The organism is Streptomyces sp. ITFR-21 (assembly GCF_031844685.1).
In the GTDB taxonomy this organism is placed as follows: domain Bacteria; phylum Actinomycetota; class Actinomycetes; order Streptomycetales; family Streptomycetaceae; genus Actinacidiphila.
Window position 1 is genome coordinate 6,682,501 of record NZ_CP134605.1, and the last position, 20,281, is coordinate 6,702,781.

The window sequence follows — 20,281 nt, forward strand, 5'->3', positions numbered from 1 at the left end:
GGCCGCAGAGACCAGCGAGAAGCGACTGTTTACTAAAAACACAGGTCCGTGCGAAGCCGTAAGGCGATGTATACGGACTGACGCCTGCCCGGTGCTGGAACGTTAAGGGGACCGGTTAGTCGTGCCTTCGGGTGTGGCGAGGCTGAGAACTTAAGCGCCAGTAAACGGCGGTGGTAACTATAACCATCCTAAGGTAGCGAAATTCCTTGTCGGGTAAGTTCCGACCTGCACGAATGGCGTAACGACTTCTCGACTGTCTCAACCATAGGCCCGGTGAAATTGCACTACGAGTAAAGATGCTCGTTTCGCGCAGCAGGACGGAAAGACCCCGGGACCTTTACTATAGCTTGATATTGGTGTTCGGTTCGGCTTGTGTAGGATAGGTGGGAGACTGTGAAGTCGCGGCGCCAGCCGTGGTGGAGTCGTCGTTGAAATACCACTCTGGTCGTGCTGGATGTCTAACCTCGGTCCGTGATCCGGATCAGGGACAGTGTCTGGTGGGTAGTTTAACTGGGGCGGTTGCCTCCTAAAGGGTAACGGAGGCGCCCAAAGGTTCCCTCAGCCTGGTTGGTAATCAGGTGTTGAGTGTAAGTGCACAAGGGAGCTTGACTGTGAGACTGACGGGTCGAGCAGGTACGAAAGTAGGGACTAGTGATCCGGCGGTGGCTTGTGGAAGCGCCGTCGCTCAACGGATAAAAGGTACCCCGGGGATAACAGGCTGATCTTCCCCAAGAGTCCATATCGACGGGATGGTTTGGCACCTCGATGTCGGCTCGTCGCATCCTGGGGCTGGAGTCGGTCCCAAGGGTTGGGCTGTTCGCCCATTAAAGCGGTACGCGAGCTGGGTTTAGAACGTCGTGAGACAGTTCGGTCCCTATCCGCTGCGCGCGTTGGAGTCTTGAGAAGGGCTGTCCCTAGTACGAGAGGACCGGGACGGACGGACCTCTGGTGTGCCAGTTGTTCTGCCAAGGGCATGGCTGGTTGGCTACGTTCGGGAGGGATAACCGCTGAAAGCATCTAAGCGGGAAGCCTGCTTCGAGATGAGGGCTCCCACCCACGTGATGGGGTAAGGCTCCCAGTAGACGACTGGGTTGATAGGCCGGATGTGGAAGCCTTGTGAGGGGTGGAGCTGACCGGTACTAATAGGCCGAGGGCTTGTCCATGTGTGCTCGCGTCCACTGTGTGGTTCTGAAACAATCAGCCACCGTATTCCCTGCTCCTGTTTTTGTGGGGTGTGTGGGGTGGTGTGTGTTTCGTGGTGTTTCGGTGGTCATAGCGTTAGGGAAACGCCCGGTTACATTCCGAACCCGGAAGCTAAGCCTTTCAGCGCCGATGGTACTGCAGGGGGGACCCTGTGGGAGAGTAGGACACCGCCGAACAAATAGTGAGAGGCCCGGCCTCGGATCCGAACAGGATCCGACGCCGGGCCTTTTTCGTGCCTGGAGTAGAGTCGCCACGGAACGTCCGCACGCGGAGCACGTACATACAGCAGGAGGGGACCCCGTGGAGGTCCAGGAGACACGGGTGCAAACGGATCGGATCTTCACGATTCCGAACATCCTGAGTATGGCCCGGCTGGTCGGCGTCCCCGTGTTCCTGTGGCTGATTCTGTGGCCCGAGTTCGGCGGCCCCAAGGTCGACGGCTGGGCGCTGCTGGTGCTGGCGCTGAGCGGTGTGAGCGACTACCTGGACGGGAAGCTGGCCCGTCGCTGGAATCAGATCAGCAGCCTCGGGCGCGTCCTGGATCCGGCCGCGGACCGGCTGTTTGTTCTGTCCACGCTGGTCGGGCTCACCTGGCGTGGCATCCTGCCGCTGTGGCTCACGGTGCTGCTGCTGGCACGTGAGGTGATGATGGCGGTGATGCTGCTGATTCTGCGGAGGCACCACTACGGCCCACCCCAGGTGAACTTCATCGGGAAAGCGGCTACCTTCAACCTCATGTACGCCTTTCCGCTGCTCCTGCTGAGCGACGGAAGTGGATGGCTTGCGACCCTGGCGGCTGTTTTCGGCTGGGCTTTCGCAGGTTGGGGTACAACCCTGTACTGGTGGGCAGGGATCCTCTATGCGGTGCAGGTCCGGCGACTTGTCCGGGCGGACACCGCGGCTGACTGAGTCACGAGGAGGATGTTTCCGACATGAAGGCGGTTGTAATGGCCGGCGGCGAGGGTACCCGCCTTCGCCCGATGACCTCGAGCATGCCCAAACCTCTGCTGCCTGTGGTGAACCGTCCGATCATGCAGCACGTCCTGACCCTGCTCAAGCGGCACGGCCTCACTGAGACGGTGGTCACAGTCCAGTTCCTGGCGTCCCTGGTGAAGAACTACTTCGGGGACGGCGAAGAGCTGGGGATGGAGCTCACCTACGCGCACGAGGAAAAACCGCTGGGGACGGCCGGCAGCGTCAAGAACGCCGAAGAGGCACTGAAGGACGATTCCTTCCTCGTGATTTCCGGTGACGCCCTCACCGATTTCGATCTGACCGAGCTGATCGAATTTCACAAGGAGAAGGGCGCGCTGGTCACCGTGTGCCTGACCCGGGTGCCGAATCCGCTGGAGTTCGGTATCACGATCGTCGACGACGAAGGCCGGGTCGAACGTTTCCTGGAGAAGCCCACCTGGGGCCAGGTGTTCTCCGACACGGTGAACACCGGTATCTACGTGATGGAGCCCGAGGTCTTCAACTACGTCGAGTCCGACGTGTCCGTGGACTGGTCGGGCGACGTCTTTCCGCAGCTGCTGAAGGAGGGGAAGCCGATCTACGGCTTCATCGCCGAAGGCTACTGGGAGGACGTGGGCACCCATGAGAGCTATGTGAAGGCGCAGGCGGACGTCCTGGAGCGCAAGGTCGACGTCGACATCGACGGTTTCGAGATCTCGCCGGGTGTATGGGTGGCGGAGGGGGCCGAGGTGCATCCCGACGCGATTCTGCGCGGGCCGCTGTACATCGGTGACTACGCCAAGGTCGAGGCCGGCGCGGAGATCCGCGAGCACAGTGTGATCGGCTCGAACGTGGTGGTGAAGACCGGTGCCTTCCTGCACAAGGCGGTCATCGCCGACAACGTCTACATCGGGCAGCACACCAATCTGCGCGGCTGCGTGATCGGCAAGAACACCGACGTGATGCGGGCCGCGCGGATCGAGGAGGGCGCGGTCATCGGTGACGAGTGCCTGATCGGCGAGGAATCCATCATCACCGGCAACGTACGGGTCTATCCGTTCAAGACCGTCGAGGCCGGCGCCTTCGTCAACACCTCCGTCATCTGGGAGTCGCGCGGACAGGCGCATCTGTTCGGTGCCCGCGGGGTGTCCGGCATCCTGAACGTGGAGATCACCCCGGAGCTGGCCGTGCGGCTGGCCGGCGCGTACGCGACCACGCTGAAGAAGGGCTCGACGGTCACCACGGCGCGAGACCACTCACGTGGTGCCCGGGCGCTCAAGCGGGCGGTGATCTCGGCGCTGCAGGCCAGTGCGATCGACGTGCGGGACCTGGAGAACGTGCCGATGCCGGTGGCACGGCAGCAGACCGCCCGGGGCAGCGCCGGCGGGATCATGATCAGGACCACGCCGGGGCGGCCGGACTCGCTGGACATCATGTTCTTCGACGAACGCGGGGCGGATCTGTCGGCGGCCGGGCAGCGCAAGCTGGACCGGGTGTTCGCGCGTCAGGAATACCGCCGGGCATTCCCCGGGGAGATCGGCGACCTGAACTTCCCGGCGACGGTGTTCGACTCGTACACGGGCGCGCTGCTGCGGGCCGTGGACACCTCGGGTATCGCCGACTCGGGGCTGAAGGTCGTGGTGGACGCCGCCAACGGCAGCGCCGGTCTGGTGCTGCCGAGCCTGCTGGGCCGGCTCGGGGTGGACGCGCTGACCGTCAACCCCGGTCTGGACGAGGCACGTCCCACGGAGACCGAGGAGGGCCGCAGGGCGGGTCTGGTACGGCTCGGGGAGATGGTGTCCTCGGCGCGTGCCGCGTTCGGCGTGCGGTTCGACCCGGTGGGCGAGCGGATGTCGCTGGTCGACGAGCGGGGCCGGATCGTCGAGGACGACCGGGCGCTGCTGGTGCTGCTCGACCTGGTGGCCGCGGAGCGGCGCAGCGGGCGGGTGGCGCTGCCGGTGACCACGACCAGGATCGGCGAGCAGGTCGCGGCGTACCACGGTACCCAGGTGACGTGGACCACGACGTCGCCGGACGACCTGACCCGAGTGGGCCGGGAGGAGGGCACGATCTTCGGCGGCGACGGGCGCGGCGGGTTCATCGTGCCGGAGTTCAGCAGCGTCTTCGACGGGTCCGCCGCGTTCGTCCGGCTGATCGGCCTGGTGGCGCGTACCCAGCTCACGCTGAGCCAGATCGACGCCCGTATCCCGCGCGCCCACGTCCTCAAGCGGGACGTGCCGACGCCGTGGGCGGTCAAGGGCTCGGTGATGCGCCGGGTGGTGGAGGAGGCCGGCGACCGGTCGGTGGACACCACCGACGGCGTGCGGGTCGTGGAGTCCGACGGGCGCTGGGTGATGGTACTGCCCGACCCGGCGGAGGCCGTCACCCACCTGTGGGCCGAGGGACCCGACGACGCCTCGGCGCAAGCCCTGCTGGACGAGTGGTCGGAGGTCGTGGAGAGCGCCGGACACTGACGCCGCGGTGCAACGACGCTCCGCGCGGGGGCCGTTCGAGTCCCCGGCTCCGGCGTGCGACGATGTGCGGCATGTCGCAGCAGCAACCCGACCGGAGCAGCCCCGTGGCCGGGGCTGCTCCTCGGCGTCCGGACGCCTCCATGTCGCTGCTCACCAACGTCATGGAGCACAGCCTGGACGACGGGTACGCCGAGGCCGCCGCCCGCCGGGGCCAGGTCGGCACCTCCCGGCTGCCCACGGCGCTCGGCGGCCGGCTGTGGCTTGCCGCGGGCTTGGTGCTCGCCGCGATCGTCGTCACGCTGGGCGCCGCCCAGGCACATCGTTCCGCGCCGACGCAGGCCGCGGAACGGCAGCGGCTGATCGACCGGATCCAGAGCGAGACCAAGAGCGCCGACCGGCTCCAGCAGGACGTCGACTCGCTGCGGGACACCGTGTCCGCCGAGCAGCAGGCGGCGCTCAGGCACCGGGGCGGGGACGCCGACGCCCTGCTGGAGCTGCTGGCCGCAGCCACGCCGGTAGAGGGGCCCGGTGTGCGGCTGGTCGTCGACGACGCCAGGGAGGCGTCCCAGGGGGACACCGGGGGCCCGCGGGAGAGCAGCGGCTTCTCCGACACCGGCCGGGTCCGTGACCGCGACATGCAGCGGGTGGTGAACGGCCTGTGGGCCTCCGGCGCCGAGGCGGTCACCGTCAACGGGCAGCGCCTCACCGCCCTGTCGGCGATCCGGGCCGCGGGTGACGCCATACTGGTCGACAACAAACCGCTGGCGCCGCCGTACACGGTGCTGGCGATCGGGGACGGGAAGCGGTTGAGCAAGGCATTCCAGGAGAGCGCGGACGGGCAGTACCTGCACGTCCTGCAGGAGAACTACGGGATCCGCGCGAGCGTCTCCGTCCAGGACAAGCTGCAACTGGCCGCCGCACCCAGCCTGATCGTGCGGTACGCCAAGCCGGCCGCCGCACAGCACGTGCCCGACGGCGCGCGGCGGGCGGCCGGCGCCGGGAACGGAAAGGGTTCGAAGTGATCGCCGTACTGGGCCTCGTCGTGGGAGTCGTGGTCGGACTCGTGGTGCGCCCTGTGGTGCCCTCCGGGGTCGAGCCCTATCTCCCGATCGCGGTGGTCGCCGCGCTCGACGCCGTCTTCGGCGGCCTGCGGGCCATGCTGGACGGGATCTTCGACGACAAGGTGTTCGTCGTCTCCTTCCTGTCCAACGTGGTCGTGGCCGCCCTCATCGTCTTCCTCGGTGACAAGCTCGGCGTCGGCTCCCAGCTGTCGACCGGTGTCGTGGTGGTGCTCGGCATCCGGATCTTCTCCAACGCGGCCGCCATCCGCCGCCACGTCTTCCGGGCGTGACGGCTGTATGAGCGAGGAGAACCACCCGCCGGAGCCGGCGGAGCACCCACCGCGGCGGCCGGCCGGGGAGCAGGACGCGGCCGGTGGCGAGGGGTCCCGGCCGACCGGTCGGCAGCGCCTGGCGGCCGGGTTGTGGCCGCCGCGCCTGTCGCGCGCCCAACTGACCGTCGCCGTGCTGCTGTTCGTACTCGGCCTGGGGCTGGCCATCCAGGTCCGCTCCACCAGTGACAACGGCGGTGCCCTGCGCGGTGCCCGGCAGGAGGATCTGGTCCGTATCCTCACCGAGTTGGACAACCGCAGCCAGCGGCTGGAGGACGAGAAACGGGGCCTGGAGAGCCAGCGCAGCGAACTGGAGACCAGCTCCGACCGGGCTGCCGAGGCGCTCAGGCAGACCCGGCAGAAGGCGCAGCAACTGGGCGTCCTGGCCGGTACCGTGCCCGCCGAGGGTCCGGGGATCACCCTGACCATCGAGGACCCGCACGGAGGCGTGGAGGCGGACTCCCTGCTCGACACGCTCCAGGAACTGCGGGCGGCGGGCGCGGAGGCGATCCAGATCAACGAGGTGCGCGTCGTCGCCGACACGTACTTCACGGATGGTACGGACGGTGTGCAGATAGACGGGCACAAGGTGTCACAGCCGTACGAGTTCGACGTCATCGGCAACCCGCAGGATCTGGAGCCGGCGCTGAACATCCCCGGCGGGGTGGTGCAGACGCTGGAGAAGGAGCAGGCCACGGCTGATGTCGTCAGGTCGCAGAAGATCGTCGTGGACGCCTTGCGGCCGTCGAAGCAGCCTGACTACGCTCGGTCATCCCAGTGAGGGTGGGGGTCGGGGCATCGGTGGGGTGCGGTGTAGGGGAAACTGTGTGTAGCGAGGGTTCGTCCTGCCCCACGGGCGGGTCTGCTTCTTTCAAGGGGAATCGCCCGTGAAGTTGTTTGGGAAGTTGTTCGGCAAGAGTGCGCGGCAGTCGGGTGACCCGGCGACGGCGCGCCACCGCGCGCCACGGCACCTGTCCGAAGAGGGACAGGGCGCCGACCGGCCGTTGTTCAGGAACGAACAGCAGGATCCCGGTGCCGACCATTCAGGTGGTCCCGGCGTGGCGTCTGTTGACCCCGCTTCCGCCGCGCGCATAGGTTTCGGGGAACCATCGGCCCCAGCGACGGGTGGAGGGTCCGGCTTGCCGGTCTGCAGCAGGTGCGGTCACACCAACGCGGAGGCGAGCCGCTTCTGCAACTACTGCGGTGCGCCGCTGCGCGGATCCGGCGGCGGCTACGAGCGGGCGTCGGAGACCACGTCGACGATCTCCATCTCCGGCCTGGAGGCGTACGAGGCGGAGGCCACCGGCCAGACCGTGATGCCGTCGCTGTCCCCGGAGGCCCAGGCCGCCGTGGACGCGCTGCCGGTCGGCTCGGCGCTGCTGGTGGTGCGGCGGGGGCCGAACTCGGGCAGCCGCTTCCTGCTGGACGGCGAGCTGACCACGGCGGGCCGGCACCCGCAGAGCGACATCTTCCTGGACGACGTGACGGTGTCCCGGCGGCATGTGGAGTTCCGGCGCGGCCAGGACGGCGGATTCACCGTTTCGGACGTAGGCAGCCTCAACGGTACGTACGTCAACAGGGAGCGGATCGACACCGTGTCGCTGGCCAACGGCGACGAGGTGCAGATCGGCAAGTACCGGCTGGTCTTCTACGCGAGCCAGCGGGGCATCTGAAACTCCCCGGGAGCGCGTCCGGGGAACCTCAGGGAAGGTGTGCATGCCGAGAACGTCGGGCGGTGCCGGAGACGGCACCGCCACCGTCGACGGGGTCCTGCTGAGCATCGGCGCGGTCCTGAGCCGGCTGCGGGAGGAGTTCCCCGAGGTGACCATCTCCAAGATCCGCTTCCTTGAGGCGGAGGGGTTGGTCGAGCCGCAGCGCACACCCTCCGGCTACCGGAAGTTCGGTCCCGCGGACGTGGAGCGGCTCGCCTACGTCCTGCGGGTGCAGCGGGACCACTATCTGCCGCTGCGGGTGATCAGGGACCACCTGGACGCCCTGGACCGCGGCGAGAAGGTCTCGCTGCCCGGCCCGGGGGAGTCCAGGGAGGCCCTGGAGGGCCCAGGGGAGCCCGGACCGCCCCCGGAGCTCAGGATCGGCCGGGCGGAGCTGCTGGCGGTCACCGGGGCCGACGAGGCCGAACTGGCGCAGTGGGAGTCCTACGGACTGGTCGAGGCCGGCGGGGACGGCGGTTACGACGCCGAGACGGTGAACATCGGACGGCTCATCGCCGATCTGGGCAGATTCGGCCTGGAACCCCGTCATCTGCGGTCCGTGAAGGCCGCCGCGGACCGGGAGGCGGGCCTGGTGGAGCAGGTGGTGGCGCCGCTGCGCAGGCACCGCAACCCCAGGACCCGCGCACACGCCGAGGCCACCGCACGGGAACTGGCCGATCTTTCCGTACGGCTGCATGCGGCGATGCTGCACTCCGCGCTGCGGATCCGGCTGCGCTGACCGGGCGATTCCAGCCGCCGGAGGCCCCCGGGAGGACATCTCGGGGCGGCGCGGCCGGGTGCCCGACTACCAAACCCGGCGAGCACGGCCTAGGGTTGCTGTGTGAACGAGCTCGACGTTGTGGGTGTCCGGGTTGAAATGCCCTCCAACCAACCGATCGTGCTCCTGCGTGAAGTGGGAGGCGACCGGTACCTGCCCATCTGGATCGGGCCGGGTGAGGCGACGGCCATCGCCTTCGCGCAGCAGGGCATGACGCCTGCGCGACCGCTGACCCACGACCTCTTCAAGGACGTGCTGGAAGCGGTCGGCCAAACCCTCACCGAGGTGCGCATCACCGACCTGCGGGAAGGTGTCTTCTACGCGGAGCTGGTGTTCGCCAGCGGGGTCGAGGTCAGTGCCCGCCCCTCCGACGCCATAGCGCTCGCGCTGCGCACCGGTACGCCGATCTACGGCAGCGACGGGGTGCTGGACGACGCCGGGATCGCGATCCCGGACGAGCAGGAGGACGAGGTCGAGAAGTTCCGCGAGTTCCTCGACCAGATCTCTCCCGAGGACTTCGGCACCAGCAACCAGTGACGCCGAACGCGATGCCCGGAGGCAAGGTTGCCCCCAAGGGGCTATTCGCGGGACCGTTCCCGCCCCATGGCCGCGTCAAACCACCCGTGGGGCGAATATCACTCGGCGTGCCGAGTGTGGCGATCGTTGACGCACCCCTGGTGACTGCCTACCGTCGGTGTGGAAAGTCCGGTGGCACGTGCGCGCGGCCACCGGATGTGCAGGAACGGAGGGCGGCGTGAGAAGCACCGGCGACGGTCTGGCGACCGGCGACCCCTATCCGCCCCGGGGCACACTGGCCCGAGCCGCTGCCGAAGCGGGCGGCGGCCCGGCGCAGGACGCGCCGGCCGAACAGATCGGCTACCGCGGCCCGACCGCGTGCGCCGCGACCGGCATCACCTACCGCCAGCTCGACTACTGGGCCCGCACCGGCCTGGTCGAGCCCAGCGTGCGGCCCGCCTACGGCTCGGGCACCCAGCGGCTCTACAGCTTCCGCGACGTCGTGGTGCTCAAGATCGTCAAACGGCTGCTGGACACCGGTGTGGCCCTGCAGAACATCCGCACGGCCGTACAGCACCTGCGGTCCGTCGGCCCCGCGGAACTGGCCAGGATGACCCTGATGAGCGACGGCGCCACCGTCTACGAGTGCACATCGCCCGACGAGGTGGTGGATCTGCTCCAGGGCGGGCAGGGCGTCTTCGGCATCGCGGTGGGCGTCGTCTGGCGGGACGTGGAGAGTGCGCTGTCCCAGATGCACGGCGAGCGGGTCGACACCGGCGAGACACTGGTCGGCCACAATCCGGCCGACGAGCTGGCCAGGCGGCGCAACCGGGCCGTCTGAGCGCCGCCGGGGCGGCGCCCCGGCCCGGTGCCGGGGGCGCCGCGCCGTACATCCGTACGGTGGATGTCGGTGGCGTGCGGCACGATCGACGGTGTGAGAAGTTCGCCGACGATCCTGCATCTGGACATGGACGCGTTCTTCGCCGCGGTGGAGCAGGCGTCCAAACCCAGCCTGCGGGGCAAGCCGGTGGTGGTCGGCGGCCTCGGGCCCCGCGGCGTGGTGTCGACCGCGTCCTACGAGGCACGGGTGCACGGCGTCCACTCCGCCATGGCCATGGCCCACGCCCGCCGGCTCTGCCCCAACGCCGCCTACCTCTACCCCCGCTTCGGCATCTACCGGCGGATCAGCGAGACCGTGATGGCGCTGCTCGCCGAGGTGTCCCCGCTGATCGAGCCGCTCAGCCTCGACGAGGCGTTCCTCGACCTGGAGGCCGCCGGGGGCGAGGAGGACCCCCGCCAGGTCGCGGTGCGGCTGCGCGCCCGCATCCGGGCCGCCACCGGCCTCACCGCCTCCGTCGGCCTCGCCGGCTCCAAACTGCTGGCCAAGATCGCCTCCGAGAAGGCCAAGCCGGACGGCCTGGTGGTGGTTGAGCCCGGCACCGAGCGCGCTTTACTCGATCCGCTGCCGGTCCGCACCCTGTGGGGCGTCGGGCCGGCCACCGCCGAGCACCTGCGCAAGGCCGGCATCGGTACCGTCGCTGAGATGGCGAAGGCCGGGGAGGCGGAACTGGTGCGGCTGCTCGGCAGGGCGCACGGCGCCTCCCTGCACGCGATGGCGGCCGGCCTGGACAACCGGCCGGTGGTCGCCGACCGGGACGTGAAGTCGATCTCCGTCGAGGACACCTTCGACACCGACCTCACCGACCGGGCCCAGGTGCGCCACCAGATCGACCGCCTCGCCGACCGCTGCGTCCAGCGGCTGCGCGGCGCGGGCCGCTCCGGCCGGACCGTCGTGGTCAAGGTTCGGCGCTACGACTTCTCCACGCTGACCCGCTCCGAGACCCTGCGGGCCCCCACCGACGACCCGGTGGTCGTACGGGAGACCGCGCGCCGGCTCATCGAGGCCGTCGACACCACCGGCGGCGTACGACTGCTCGGGGTGGGCGTCGCGGGACTGGCGGACTTCACCCAGGAGGACCTCTTCGCGCAGAGCGGGGAGAGCCGCCCGGACGGCGAGGACGCCGCCGAGCCGCCGCCCACGGCGGCGCCGGCCTCACCGGAACGGGTGAACCACTGGCTGCCGGGCCAGGACGTCACCCATGAGGAGTACGGCGCCGGCTGGGTGCAGGGCAGCGGTGTGGGGCGGGTCACGGTCCGTTTCGAGGTACCCTCCGACACCGGGCCCGGCCGGGTGCGTACCTTCGCCGTGGCGGACCCGGCGCTCGTCCACAGCGACCCGCTGCCGCTGCTCGCCCCGCAGGGTGCCCCGCGGAGTGCCGCGCAGGGTCCGCCGCAGGGCCCTGCGCGCGCCGGTACCGGTTCAGCGGCGGCCGGGTGAGGAGTCCGGGCCGTCCCCGCCGGCCGGTTCGCCGAAGTCCCGCTCCGACGGCGGCAGCCGGTCGCCCTCCGACCGCGGCACGTCCATGCCGTAGTGGTGGTAGAGCTGCAACTCCTGCTCGGGTGAAAGGTGCCGGCCCACCCCGAAGTCCGGAGCATCCCTGATCAGGGCCTTTTTGAACGGCACCCGCAACTCGTCGTCCACCAGCTCGCTCGGCTCCAGCGGTACGAACGCGTCCCGGGTGAACAGCCCGGTGCGCACCGCCGCCCACTCCGGCGCGCCCGTCGCGTCGTCGAGGTACACCTCGTCCACCGTGCCGATCTTCGCACCGTCGCGGTCGAAGGCGCGGCGGCCGATCAGGCTCCGCGGATCGATGTCGGTCTGCACGGTCCCTCCAACCAATGACGACTGCTGCTGACTACCACGAAAGGGCACATCGGTGGCGGTGTCGACTCGGGGAACCGCGTGACATGCGTCGCCTCCCCGCTCCCGGACGGCCCCGAAGAGGCGCTGGTAGGCTGGGAGACGGCTGAGCACCCCATGCGGGAGAGTCTTCCGAACACCCGAGGGCGGGCGTGACGGAGGCGCCGAAGGAGCAAATCCTCCCCGGAATCTCTCAGGCATCCGTACCGCATGGGCCAGGTCACTCTGGAAAGCGGGGCAGGTCCGGAATCCCGGGGCCGGCCCCCACCGACGGTGCAAGCCGCCCCCGCGGGGGCGGTGAAGCTCTCAGGTCCCGATGACAGAGGGGGAGGCCGCAAGGGTGCCCGCGCCGCGGCGCACCCCCGAAGGTCGCCACGACCAGGAGGGCCCTCCGCAGATGACGGACCGACGCATTCCCCTCGCCGAGCTGGAAGCCGCCGCCCCCTTCGCCCGGCGGCACATCGGCGCCGACGCCGAGGCGCAGGCCAAGATGCTCGCCCACGTGGGATACGGCTCGCTGGACGAGCTGACCGACGCCGCCGTGCCGGGCGCCATCAGGAGCGCCGGGGCACTGCGCCTGCCGGCCGCCCGCACCGAGGCCGAGGTGCTCGCGGAACTGCGCGCCCTGGCCGCCCGCAACCAGGTACTGGCCCCGATGATCGGCCTCGGCTACTACGGCACCTTCACCCCTCCGGTCATCCTGCGCAACGTGCTGGAGAATCCCGCCTGGTACACCGCCTACACCCCCTACCAGCCGGAGATCTCCCAGGGCCGGCTGGAGGCGCTGCTGAACTTCCAGACCGTCGTCGCCGACCTCACCGGGCTGCCCACATCCGGCGCCTCGCTGCTGGACGAGAGCACCGCGGCGGCCGAGGCGATGGCGCTGTCCCGCCGGGTCGGCAAGGTGAAGCAGGGCGTCTTCCTGGTCGACGCCGACACCTTCCCGCAGACCCTCGCGGTGATCAGGACCCGCGCCGAACCCACCGGCGTCGAGGTCGTCACCGCCGACCTCACCGCCGGCATTCCGGACGAGATCGCGGGCCGCGGCGTGTTCGGCGTACTGCTCCAGTACCCGGGCGCCTCGGGCGCGGTACGGGACCCGCGGCCGGTGATCGAGCGGGCCCACGAACTGGGCGCGGTCGTCACCGTCGCCGCCGACCTGCTGGCGCTCACCCTGCTGACGTCTCCCGGCGAACTGGGCGCGGACATCGCGGTCGGCACCACCCAGCGGTTTGGGGTGCCCATGGGCTTCGGCGGTCCGCACGCCGGCTACATGGCGGTCCGCGAGGGCTACGCCCGCAACCTGCCCGGCCGGCTCGTCGGCGTCTCGGTGGACGCCGACGGGAACAAGGCGTACCGGCTGGCCCTGCAGACCCGCGAGCAGCACATCCGCCGGGAGAAGGCCACCAGCAACATCTGCACCGCGCAGGTGCTGCTCGCCGTGATGGCGGGCATGTACGCCGTCTACCACGGCCCCGACGGCCTGGCCGCGATCGCCCGGCGCGTACACCGCTACGCGGTCGTCCTGGCCGCGGGCCTGCGCGCGGCCGGCGTCACCGTCGAGCACAGCGGGTACTTCGACACCCTGACCGCCCACGTTCCCGGCCGCGCCGCCCGGGTGGTGGCCGCCGCCCGCGCGGCCGGCGTCAACCTGCGCCTGGCCGACGCCGACCGGGTCGGCGTCGCCTGCGACGAGACCACCGACCGGGCCCAGCTGGCCGCGGTCCTGGCCGCCTTCGGCGCCGACGGCGCCGTCGACCTCGACGCGCTGGACGCCGCCACCGACGACGCGCTGCCCGCCGCCCTGCTGCGTACCGGGACGTACCTGACCCACCCGGTCTTCCACCGGCACCGCAGCGAGACCGCGATGCTGCGCTACCTGCGGCGGCTCGCCGACCGCGACTACGCGCTGGACCGCGGCATGATCCCGCTCGGCTCCTGCACCATGAAGCTCAACGCCACCACCGAGATGGAGCCCGTCACCTGGCCCGAGTTCGGCGCCCTGCACCCCTTCGCGCCGGCCGAGCAGGCCGCCGGCTACCTCGAACTGATCCACGGCCTGGAGGACCAGCTCGCCGAGGTCACCGGCTACGACAAGGTCAGCCTCCAGCCCAACGCCGGCTCACAGGGCGAACTGGCCGGACTGCTCGCGGTCCGCGCCTACCACCGGGCGGCCGGCGACACCGGCCGTACCGTCTGCCTGATCCCCTCGTCCGCGCACGGCACCAACGCGGCCAGCGCGGTGATGGCCGGCCTGCAGGTCGTCGTGGTCAGGACCGGGGAGAACGGCGACGTCGACGTGGACGACCTGCGGGCCAAGATCGAGCAGCACCGCGACCGGCTCGCCGTCCTGATGGTCACCTACCCGTCCACCCACGGTGTCTTCGAGGACAACATCACCGACATCTGCGCGGCCGTGCACGACGCCGGCGGCCAGGTGTACGTGGACGGCGCCAACCTCAACGCGCTGGTGGGCCTGGCCAGGCCCGGCCGGTTCGGCGCGGACGTCTCGCACCTGAACCTGCACAAGACGTTCTGCATCCCGCACGGCGGCGGCGGCCCCGGTGTCGGCCCGGTCGCGGTCCGCGAGCACCTGGCGCCGTACCTGCCGAACCACCCGCTGCAGCCGGCCGCGGGTCCGGCCACGGGCGTCGGCCCGGTGTCGGCCGCGCCCTGGGGCTCGGCGGGCATCCTGCCGATCTCCTGGACGTACGTGCGGCTGATGGGCGCCGAGGGCCTCAAGCGCGCCACCCAGGCGGCCGTGCTCAGCGCCAACTACGTCGCCAAGCGCCTCGGACCGCACTACCCGGTGCTCTACACCGGGCCCGGCGGCCTGGTCGCCCACGAGTGCGTCATCGACCTGCGCCCGCTGACCAAGGAGACCGGTGTCAGCGTCGACGACGTCGCCAAGCGGCTGATCGACTACGGCTTCCACGCGCCGACCATGTCCTTCCCGGTGGCCGGTACCCTGATGATCGAGCCCACCGAGAGCGAGGACCTCGCCGAGCTGGACCGCTTCTGCGCGGCGATGATCGCCATCCGCGGCGAGATCGACCGGGTCGGCGCCGGCGAGTGGCCCGCGGACGACAACCCGCTGCGCGGCGCGCCGCACACCGCCGCGACGCTCGGCGGCGCGTGGCAGCACCTCTACAGCCGCGAGGAAGCCGTCTTCCCGGCCGGCGTGTCGGCCGCGGACAAGTACTGGCCGCCGGTCCGCCGGATCGACGGGGCCTTCGGTGACCGGAACCTGGTGTGCTCCTGCCCGCCGGTGGAGTCCTACGCCCACTGAGCCGGCGGGCCGGGCGGGCCCGTCGTCCCTACCTGCCCCGGTACACGCACCGGCCCGTGCACGCCCTGGGCACGGACGAACGGTGAGAGCCGGTCCCGCCGCTTGCGGTGGGGCCGGCTCGGTCGCGGGGTGGTGGGTCGTGGGTGGGTCGTGGGGCGGTGGGTCGTGGGTGGGTCGCGGTCAGGCCGCGGTGCTGATCCGGCCGCCGGCCAGCGGGCGGTGCGGGGCGATGATCTGCCCGTCGGGCAGCAGCTCGCCGGTGTCCTCGAAGAGCACCACCCCGTTGCAGAGCAGGCTCCAGCCCTGCTCCGGGTGGTGGGCCACGGTGCAGGCGGCCTCACGGTCGGCGCACTCTGCGGTCGGGCACTGCGGCTGGTGGTTGCACATGGCAGGTGTCTTTCGCTGCGGGAAATGGGTCGTGCGGGCGGTCGCGTCTGCCGCCTGGTCCATGTCCGTCCCCCCGTTCATGGTGCGGCCGGTCCCAGTGTTGCTCCACCGACCCCGATCCGCAGCTGTTTCGCGCAGGCTGTCCTCGAAGGTGGAGGACGCGTCACCCGGGCGGGCGGTTGCCGTCACGATGTGTTCACGACGGTACCCGCCGGTACGACGGAGGCGGCCGGCCGGTACGACAGCGGTGCCCTCCCGGCCGTGGCGGCGGGGAGGGCACCGTGGGGGGCGGGGATCCGCTCTTCAGGCGGGCGACCCCAGCAGCGGCGGCGACAGCCGCCTGCTCAGCGCCGGCGCCAGCTCCACCAGCCGGTGCACCCGGTGCGCGGCGATCCCGGGCGGCGCCGGGGCCAGCGGGATCAGCAGGTCCGACGGGTCGGGCTGAGCGGTGGCCGCGTCGGTCCGCGGACGGCAGTGCAGCCACAGCGCCAGCATGTACAGGCTGGGCACCGACAGCAGATGCGGCTGGTACGTGGTTGGCAGCGTCTCCGCCTGGCGCAGCGCCCGTTCGGTGGAGGCCAGGTAGGGACCTTCGGAGAAGCGCGAGAAGACCCAGCCGTCGGGGGTCGCCACGGTTTCGCCCGCGGCGACCACTCCGGCGCCCGCCCTGATGTGGAACCGCCAGCCGGTCAGCCGCGCGTGAGGCAGGCCGCCGGGTACCGGGGCAGGTTCGAACACGTGGACAGGTAGCGGGTGTTCGGCGTCCAGTGGCCCTTCGGCAGTGCGCAGCGCCGGGGTCCGGATCTCCAGGACCGCCGCTGGCGAACTGAGCGCGGCCAGGACGCTCAACAGGGCGGGAGCGGGTGCTGGGGGGACAAGCAGCGGCATGATGTCGCCTCTCACTGGGAGACAAACAGTGGAGCGTGGGCGGGGGCGGACGGCGCTGTCGATGCAGGGCGAACTCCTGCTCGGGCACGTCCGGGGAGGGCGGAAGCCTTGCCTTGTGCGCGGAGTTTATACGACGCTTGTTCGCTCCATGTTTCATCTAGTCGCTGCCGGTATTACGCGCAAGACGAGAATTCGCCTTCTTCCGCGGGGGGCGCCGACGGCATTTCCGCAGGGTATGGGGGCGGTGACCGGATATCCGGACCCCCTACGGACGGCCGGAACCCACCGGTCCCATTCACCGGGTTTTTACAAAGGCACCCGGCCGTGGAATGTGCCGCTGGGACGTGCGCTCATCACGCCGTAGCCCAAGCCTAGCGCGCCGAACGGGTCGAGTGTGGCGTAATCGATCATTTGGGTGGGCATCCTTGGGGGAGGGCCGCGCCGGAGCCATGCGAGGAAGGGACGCTTCCATGGGCGAGAAGGTCGAAGCCGGTACGTTCGGCCTGGCAGACCGCAGGCTGTACCGGCACAAGCTCCAGCAGTGCCTGCTGGGGCTGGAGCGGCTGCTGGACGAGAAGCGGTTCGACCGGCCGCGCAATCTGATGGGGCTGGAGATCGAACTGAATCTCGCGGATTCCGCAGGTCTGCCCCGCATGATGAACGAAGCGGTACTGGAGCGCATCGCCAGCCGTGATTTCCAGACCGAACTGGCTCAGTTCAATATCGAAGTGAACATCGCGCCGCATCCGCTTTCCGGGCGGGTGCTCGACCGGCTCGCCGAGGAACTGCGCACCGGTCTCGGCTACGCCGACCGGATGGCGTCCGAAGTCGGTGCACGCATCGTCATGGTGGGAATTCTGCCCACCTTGGAGGCACAGGACCTGGTGTCGGCCAACCTGTCCGGTGACGACCGCTTCCTCCTGCTGAACGACCAGATCCTGGCGATGCGCGGGGAGGACATCACGCTCGACATCCAGGGCGTGGAGCATCTCGTATACACCTCGGCGACCATCGCCCTGGAGGCCGCCTGCACCTCCACCCAGATGCATCTGCAGGTCACCCCGGGCCGTTTCCCCGCCGTGTGGAACGCCGCGCAGGCGGTGTCCGGGCCGCAGGTCGCCGTGGGCGCCAACTCGCCGTTCCTGTTCGGCCGGGAGCTGTGGCGCGAGACCCGCCCGATGCTGTTCCAGCAGGCCACCGACACCCGCCCGCGGGAACTGCGGGCCCAGGGCGTACGGCCGCTGAGCTGGTTCGGCGAGCGCTGGATCGACTCGGCCGCCGACCTGTTCGCCGAGAACGTACGGTACTTCCCCGCGCTGCTGCCGATCTGCGACGACGAGGACCCGCTGCGGGTACTGGACGAGGGGGGAGTGCCCCGGCTGCGGGAGCTGACGCTGCACAACGGCACCATCTACCGCTGGAACCGCCCGGTGTACGACGTGGTGGACGGTGTGCCGCACCTGCGGGTGGAGAACCGGGTGATGCCCGCCGGGCCCACCGTCGCCGACGTTCTGGCCAACACCGCCTTCTACTACGGGCTGGTCCGGGCGCTGGCCGACGCGCCGCGCCCGGTGTGGCAGCGTATGCCGTTCGAGGTGGCCGCCGCCAACTTCGACGCGTCCTGCCGGTACGGGATCGACGCCACCCTGCACTGGCCGCGTGGCCGCAGCGGGGCGCTCGCCGAGGTCCCGGCGGCCGGGCTGGTCCTGGACGAGCTGCTGCCGCTGGCCGCCGCCGGGCTCGACGGCTGGGGCATCGACCCGGCGGACCGCGACCACTACCTCGGCATCGTCGAACAGCGCTGCCTGCGCCGCACCAACGGCGCGGAATGGCAGTCGGCAGTCTTCCACCGGATGCTGGAGCGCGGGCTGGACCGGCGGCCCGCCCTCGCCGCCATGACCCAGCGCTACCGGGAGTTCATGGAGGGCGGGGATCCGGTGCACACCTGGCCGGTGGGATGAGCCGCGGGGCCCGGCCGGCTACCGGCCGGGCCTGCCACCGCGCCGACCGGCCGCGGGCCCGCGGCCGGGCTCACCCCACCGCGCTCACGGCGCCTTGGCCGCCGCGCTGGTCGCGGCCGCCACCACCGCCTTGAGCAGCACCGCCTGGATCTGGCCCGGGTCGTTGACCCGGTAGGCCGCGCCCCCGGTGGCCTCGGCGATCTTGTCGCAGGCCGACTTGTCGGCGTCGGGGCCGACCGCGATGGCGATCAGCGGTACCGGGCGGGTCGGGTCGCCGAGCGCCTTGAGCTTGGTGGTCAGGGTGCCGAGCGGGATACTGCCCGGGTCCTCGTTGGCGCCGTCGGTCAGGATCACCACCGCGTTGAACCTGCCGGCCGCGTACGACGTACTGGCGTCCTGGTACACGGCGAGGGCGGTGTCGTACAGACCCGTCGAACCGTCCGGCACCGGCTTGAGGGCCTTGAAGGCGGCGTCCAACCGCTGCCGGCCCGTGGTGCCGCCGCTCTTCGCGCCCAGCCGGCCGGTCGGGACCACCTTCTGGTAGTCGCGGCTGCCGTCCAGCCGGGTGGAGAAGCGCCACAGCCCGATCTCGTCCTGATCGGTGAACTGGCCCAGCGCCTGTTCCAGCGACGCCTTGGTCACGTCGAGCCGGGTCTTGCCGGAGCCGGGCACCGGCGTGGCCATTGAACCGGAGACGTCCACCACCGTGGTGATCCGCGCGCTCTGCACGGTGATCTGCCACTCCAGCCGCAGTTTCTGCAGATCGGCCGCCGACGGCGCGGGCGCGGGCGTGGCACCCACCGGCTGCGGGGACTGCCCGCCGGCCCGCTGCACCAGCGCCGGCGGCGGACCGCCGGCCGGCGCGCGGAAACCGGCGGCGGTCAGCTCACGGAGCGAGTCGGCGTCGCCGAGCAGACTCAGGAAGCGGGTGGCGGCGCGTGACTGGTCGACGGTCTGCTGCATGTCGTCGACCAGCGTGTACGGGTAGTCGAGCGCCGCCGCGCCGTCCTTGGGGTAGAACAGCCGCAACGCGGGCGCGGTGCCGCCGTTGTGCGCGAACGCGGCCTGTTCGGACAGCACCAGCGCCTGGCTGTGCGCCGGGTCGGCGAGGTCGGCCTTGCTGTTGCCGCCCGGCAGGGTGGCCAGCGCCTGGGCTGCGGTCGGCGCGGTGCGCTGGGCGAGGAGTTTGGCGGCGCCGGCCGACTGGGTGTCGGTGTCCGCGCTCTCGCCGCCGGCCGAGCGGATGATCGAGGTGTTGATCATGGCCAGCGCGAGCATGCCGGTGGCGCTGTGCGCGGGGTCGGTGCTGCCGAGCCGCAGCCGGGTGTCGGCGGCAACGCCGGTCAGCTCCGCCCAGGTGTACGTCTTCGCCGGCCAGCCCAGCGCGTCGGCCTGGGCCCGGAGCGCCCCGACCACCACCGGCGAGCGGGCGACCGTGCCCATCGGCGACACCGAGGTGCCCTGCCCGGAGGTGGCGAGCTGGTTCACCCAGATGCTGTCGTCGGGGATCCACACCGCGAAGCGGGGCCGGCCGGGCGTCGCGGTGCCGGCCCCCGCCGTCGCCGCGCCGCCGAGCTCGTCGGCGACCTGCGCCGAGTCCCGGGCGGTGACGCGTACGTCCAGGCACTGGCCGTCCGTCGTCGCGTGCTCCGCGCGGGCCCGGTCGGCGATCCGGGTGAGGACGGGCGCGATGTCCGGCGAGGCGGCGGCGTCGATCCGTACCGTGCCCGCGTGGCAGGTGCCCCCCACCGACAGCAGTCCGCCGCGCAGCACCCCGAAGGTGCCCGCGCCGACCGCGAGCACCAGGATCGTGGTCAGCGCCGCCGTCCGGCCGCGGTGGCGGGACGCTCGGGCGCCGGATCCGCCCGACGACGACGCTCTGTCGGTACGGGATATCCCATGACGTCCCATGCGGCCGTGCCTCTCCTGCGATGCTCCGAACAATGGGGGCGGCTCCGCACCACGGAG

General features: G+C 70.6%; 16 protein-coding genes, 2 rRNA genes and 2 riboswitches (1 of these 20 cut by a window edge). Of the genes, 14 read left to right on the forward strand and 4 right to left on the reverse strand.

What is annotated here, in order from left to right; genetic code table 11:
- The 12 genes from RLT57_RS29850 to RLT57_RS29905 form a co-directional block, all read left to right on the forward strand.
- Positions 1-1,163 (forward strand): 23S ribosomal RNA (locus RLT57_RS29850); it begins 1,964 nt to the left of the window's first position.
- Between the two features lie 99 nt (positions 1,164-1,262).
- Positions 1,263-1,379: ribosomal RNA gene (gene rrf / locus RLT57_RS29855) — 5S ribosomal RNA — on the forward strand.
- Positions 1,380-1,503: 124 nt separating this feature from the next.
- Positions 1,504-2,112, forward strand: coding sequence for a CDP-alcohol phosphatidyltransferase family protein (locus RLT57_RS29860; RefSeq protein ID WP_311300369.1), 609 nt, complete (start codon positions 1,504-1,506; stop codon positions 2,110-2,112).
- A 23-nt stretch (positions 2,113-2,135) separates the two neighbouring features.
- A complete protein-coding gene (locus tag RLT57_RS29865; RefSeq protein WP_311300370.1) occupies positions 2,136-4,631 on the forward strand; it encodes a mannose-1-phosphate guanyltransferase in 2,496 nt (831 codons plus the stop codon).
- 62 nt (positions 4,632-4,693) lie between these two features.
- The gene (locus RLT57_RS29870) at positions 4,694-5,653 is read left to right on the forward strand and encodes a DUF881 domain-containing protein (RefSeq protein WP_311300371.1); all 960 of its coding nucleotides are present in this window, start codon (positions 4,694-4,696) and stop codon (positions 5,651-5,653) included.
- Complete coding sequence (locus tag RLT57_RS29875) at positions 5,650-5,982, forward strand: small basic family protein (RefSeq protein ID WP_311300372.1); 333 nt, start codon at positions 5,650-5,652, stop codon at positions 5,980-5,982. The genes RLT57_RS29870 and RLT57_RS29875 overlap by 4 nt, the downstream gene beginning before the upstream one ends.
- Before the next feature lie 7 nt (positions 5,983-5,989).
- Positions 5,990-6,802 carry a DUF881 domain-containing protein gene (locus tag RLT57_RS29880; protein WP_311300373.1) on the forward strand — a complete coding sequence of 271 codons (813 nt, stop codon included), beginning with the start codon at positions 5,990-5,992 and terminating at the stop codon, positions 6,800-6,802.
- Positions 6,803-7,160: 358 nt separating this feature from the next.
- The gene (locus RLT57_RS29885) at positions 7,161-7,694 is read left to right on the forward strand and encodes an FHA domain-containing protein (protein ID WP_311300374.1); all 534 of its coding nucleotides are present in this window, start codon (positions 7,161-7,163) and stop codon (positions 7,692-7,694) included.
- Positions 7,695-7,737: 43 nt separating this feature from the next.
- On the forward strand, positions 7,738-8,472 hold the full coding sequence (ftsR, locus tag RLT57_RS29890; protein WP_311300375.1) for a transcriptional regulator FtsR: 735 nt from the start codon (positions 7,738-7,740) through the stop codon (positions 8,470-8,472).
- Between the two features lie 102 nt (positions 8,473-8,574).
- Complete coding sequence (locus RLT57_RS29895) at positions 8,575-9,048, forward strand: bifunctional nuclease family protein (RefSeq protein WP_031518684.1); 474 nt, start codon at positions 8,575-8,577, stop codon at positions 9,046-9,048.
- 217 nt (positions 9,049-9,265) lie between these two features.
- Positions 9,266-9,868: a MerR family transcriptional regulator gene (locus RLT57_RS29900; RefSeq protein WP_311300376.1), complete on the forward strand. Its 603-nt coding sequence runs from the start codon at positions 9,266-9,268 to the stop codon at positions 9,866-9,868.
- A gap of 93 nt (positions 9,869-9,961) precedes the next feature.
- Positions 9,962-11,365 carry a DNA polymerase IV gene (locus RLT57_RS29905; RefSeq protein WP_311300377.1) on the forward strand — a complete coding sequence of 468 codons (1,404 nt, stop codon included), beginning with the start codon at positions 9,962-9,964 and terminating at the stop codon, positions 11,363-11,365.
- Here the strand turns inward: RLT57_RS29905 and RLT57_RS29910 are convergent.
- Entirely contained in the window at positions 11,348-11,752 is a 405-nt protein-coding gene (locus RLT57_RS29910; RefSeq protein ID WP_311300378.1) for a PRC-barrel domain-containing protein, read from the reverse strand. The two genes, RLT57_RS29905 and RLT57_RS29910, sit on opposite strands and share 18 nt — an antisense overlap.
- Before the next feature lie 146 nt (positions 11,753-11,898).
- A riboswitch (glycine riboswitch) is annotated at positions 11,899-12,007 on the forward strand.
- A 1-nt stretch (position 12,008) separates the two neighbouring features.
- Positions 12,009-12,118: riboswitch (glycine riboswitch) on the forward strand.
- Between the two features lie 67 nt (positions 12,119-12,185).
- On the opposite strand from RLT57_RS29910, the gene gcvP reads away from it, so the two are divergent.
- The gene (gene gcvP / locus RLT57_RS29915; protein ID WP_311300379.1) at positions 12,186-15,077 is read left to right on the forward strand and encodes an aminomethyl-transferring glycine dehydrogenase; all 2,892 of its coding nucleotides are present in this window, start codon (positions 12,186-12,188) and stop codon (positions 15,075-15,077) included.
- 180 nt (positions 15,078-15,257) lie between these two features.
- Here the strand turns inward: gcvP and RLT57_RS29920 are convergent, their stop codons facing one another.
- Together RLT57_RS29920 and RLT57_RS29925 are read right to left on the reverse strand one after the other, a co-directional pair.
- Positions 15,258-15,464: a DUF5999 family protein gene (locus RLT57_RS29920; RefSeq protein WP_311300914.1), complete on the reverse strand. Its 207-nt coding sequence runs from the start codon at positions 15,462-15,464 to the stop codon at positions 15,258-15,260.
- A 303-nt stretch (positions 15,465-15,767) separates the two neighbouring features.
- A complete protein-coding gene (locus tag RLT57_RS29925; RefSeq protein WP_311300380.1) occupies positions 15,768-16,352 on the reverse strand; it encodes a hypothetical protein in 585 nt (194 codons plus the stop codon).
- A gap of 470 nt (positions 16,353-16,822) precedes the next feature.
- Between RLT57_RS29925 and RLT57_RS29930 the strand changes: the two genes are divergently transcribed.
- Positions 16,823-18,313, forward strand: a complete 1,491-nt coding sequence (locus tag RLT57_RS29930) for a glutamate--cysteine ligase (protein WP_311300381.1) — start codon at positions 16,823-16,825, stop codon at positions 18,311-18,313.
- 84 nt (positions 18,314-18,397) lie between these two features.
- Here the strand turns inward: RLT57_RS29930 and RLT57_RS29935 are convergent, their stop codons facing one another.
- Positions 18,398-20,224 carry a VWA domain-containing protein gene (locus tag RLT57_RS29935; RefSeq protein ID WP_311300382.1) on the reverse strand — a complete coding sequence of 609 codons (1,827 nt, stop codon included), beginning with the start codon at positions 20,222-20,224 and terminating at the stop codon, positions 18,398-18,400.
- Positions 20,225-20,281: the final 57 nt, after the last annotated feature.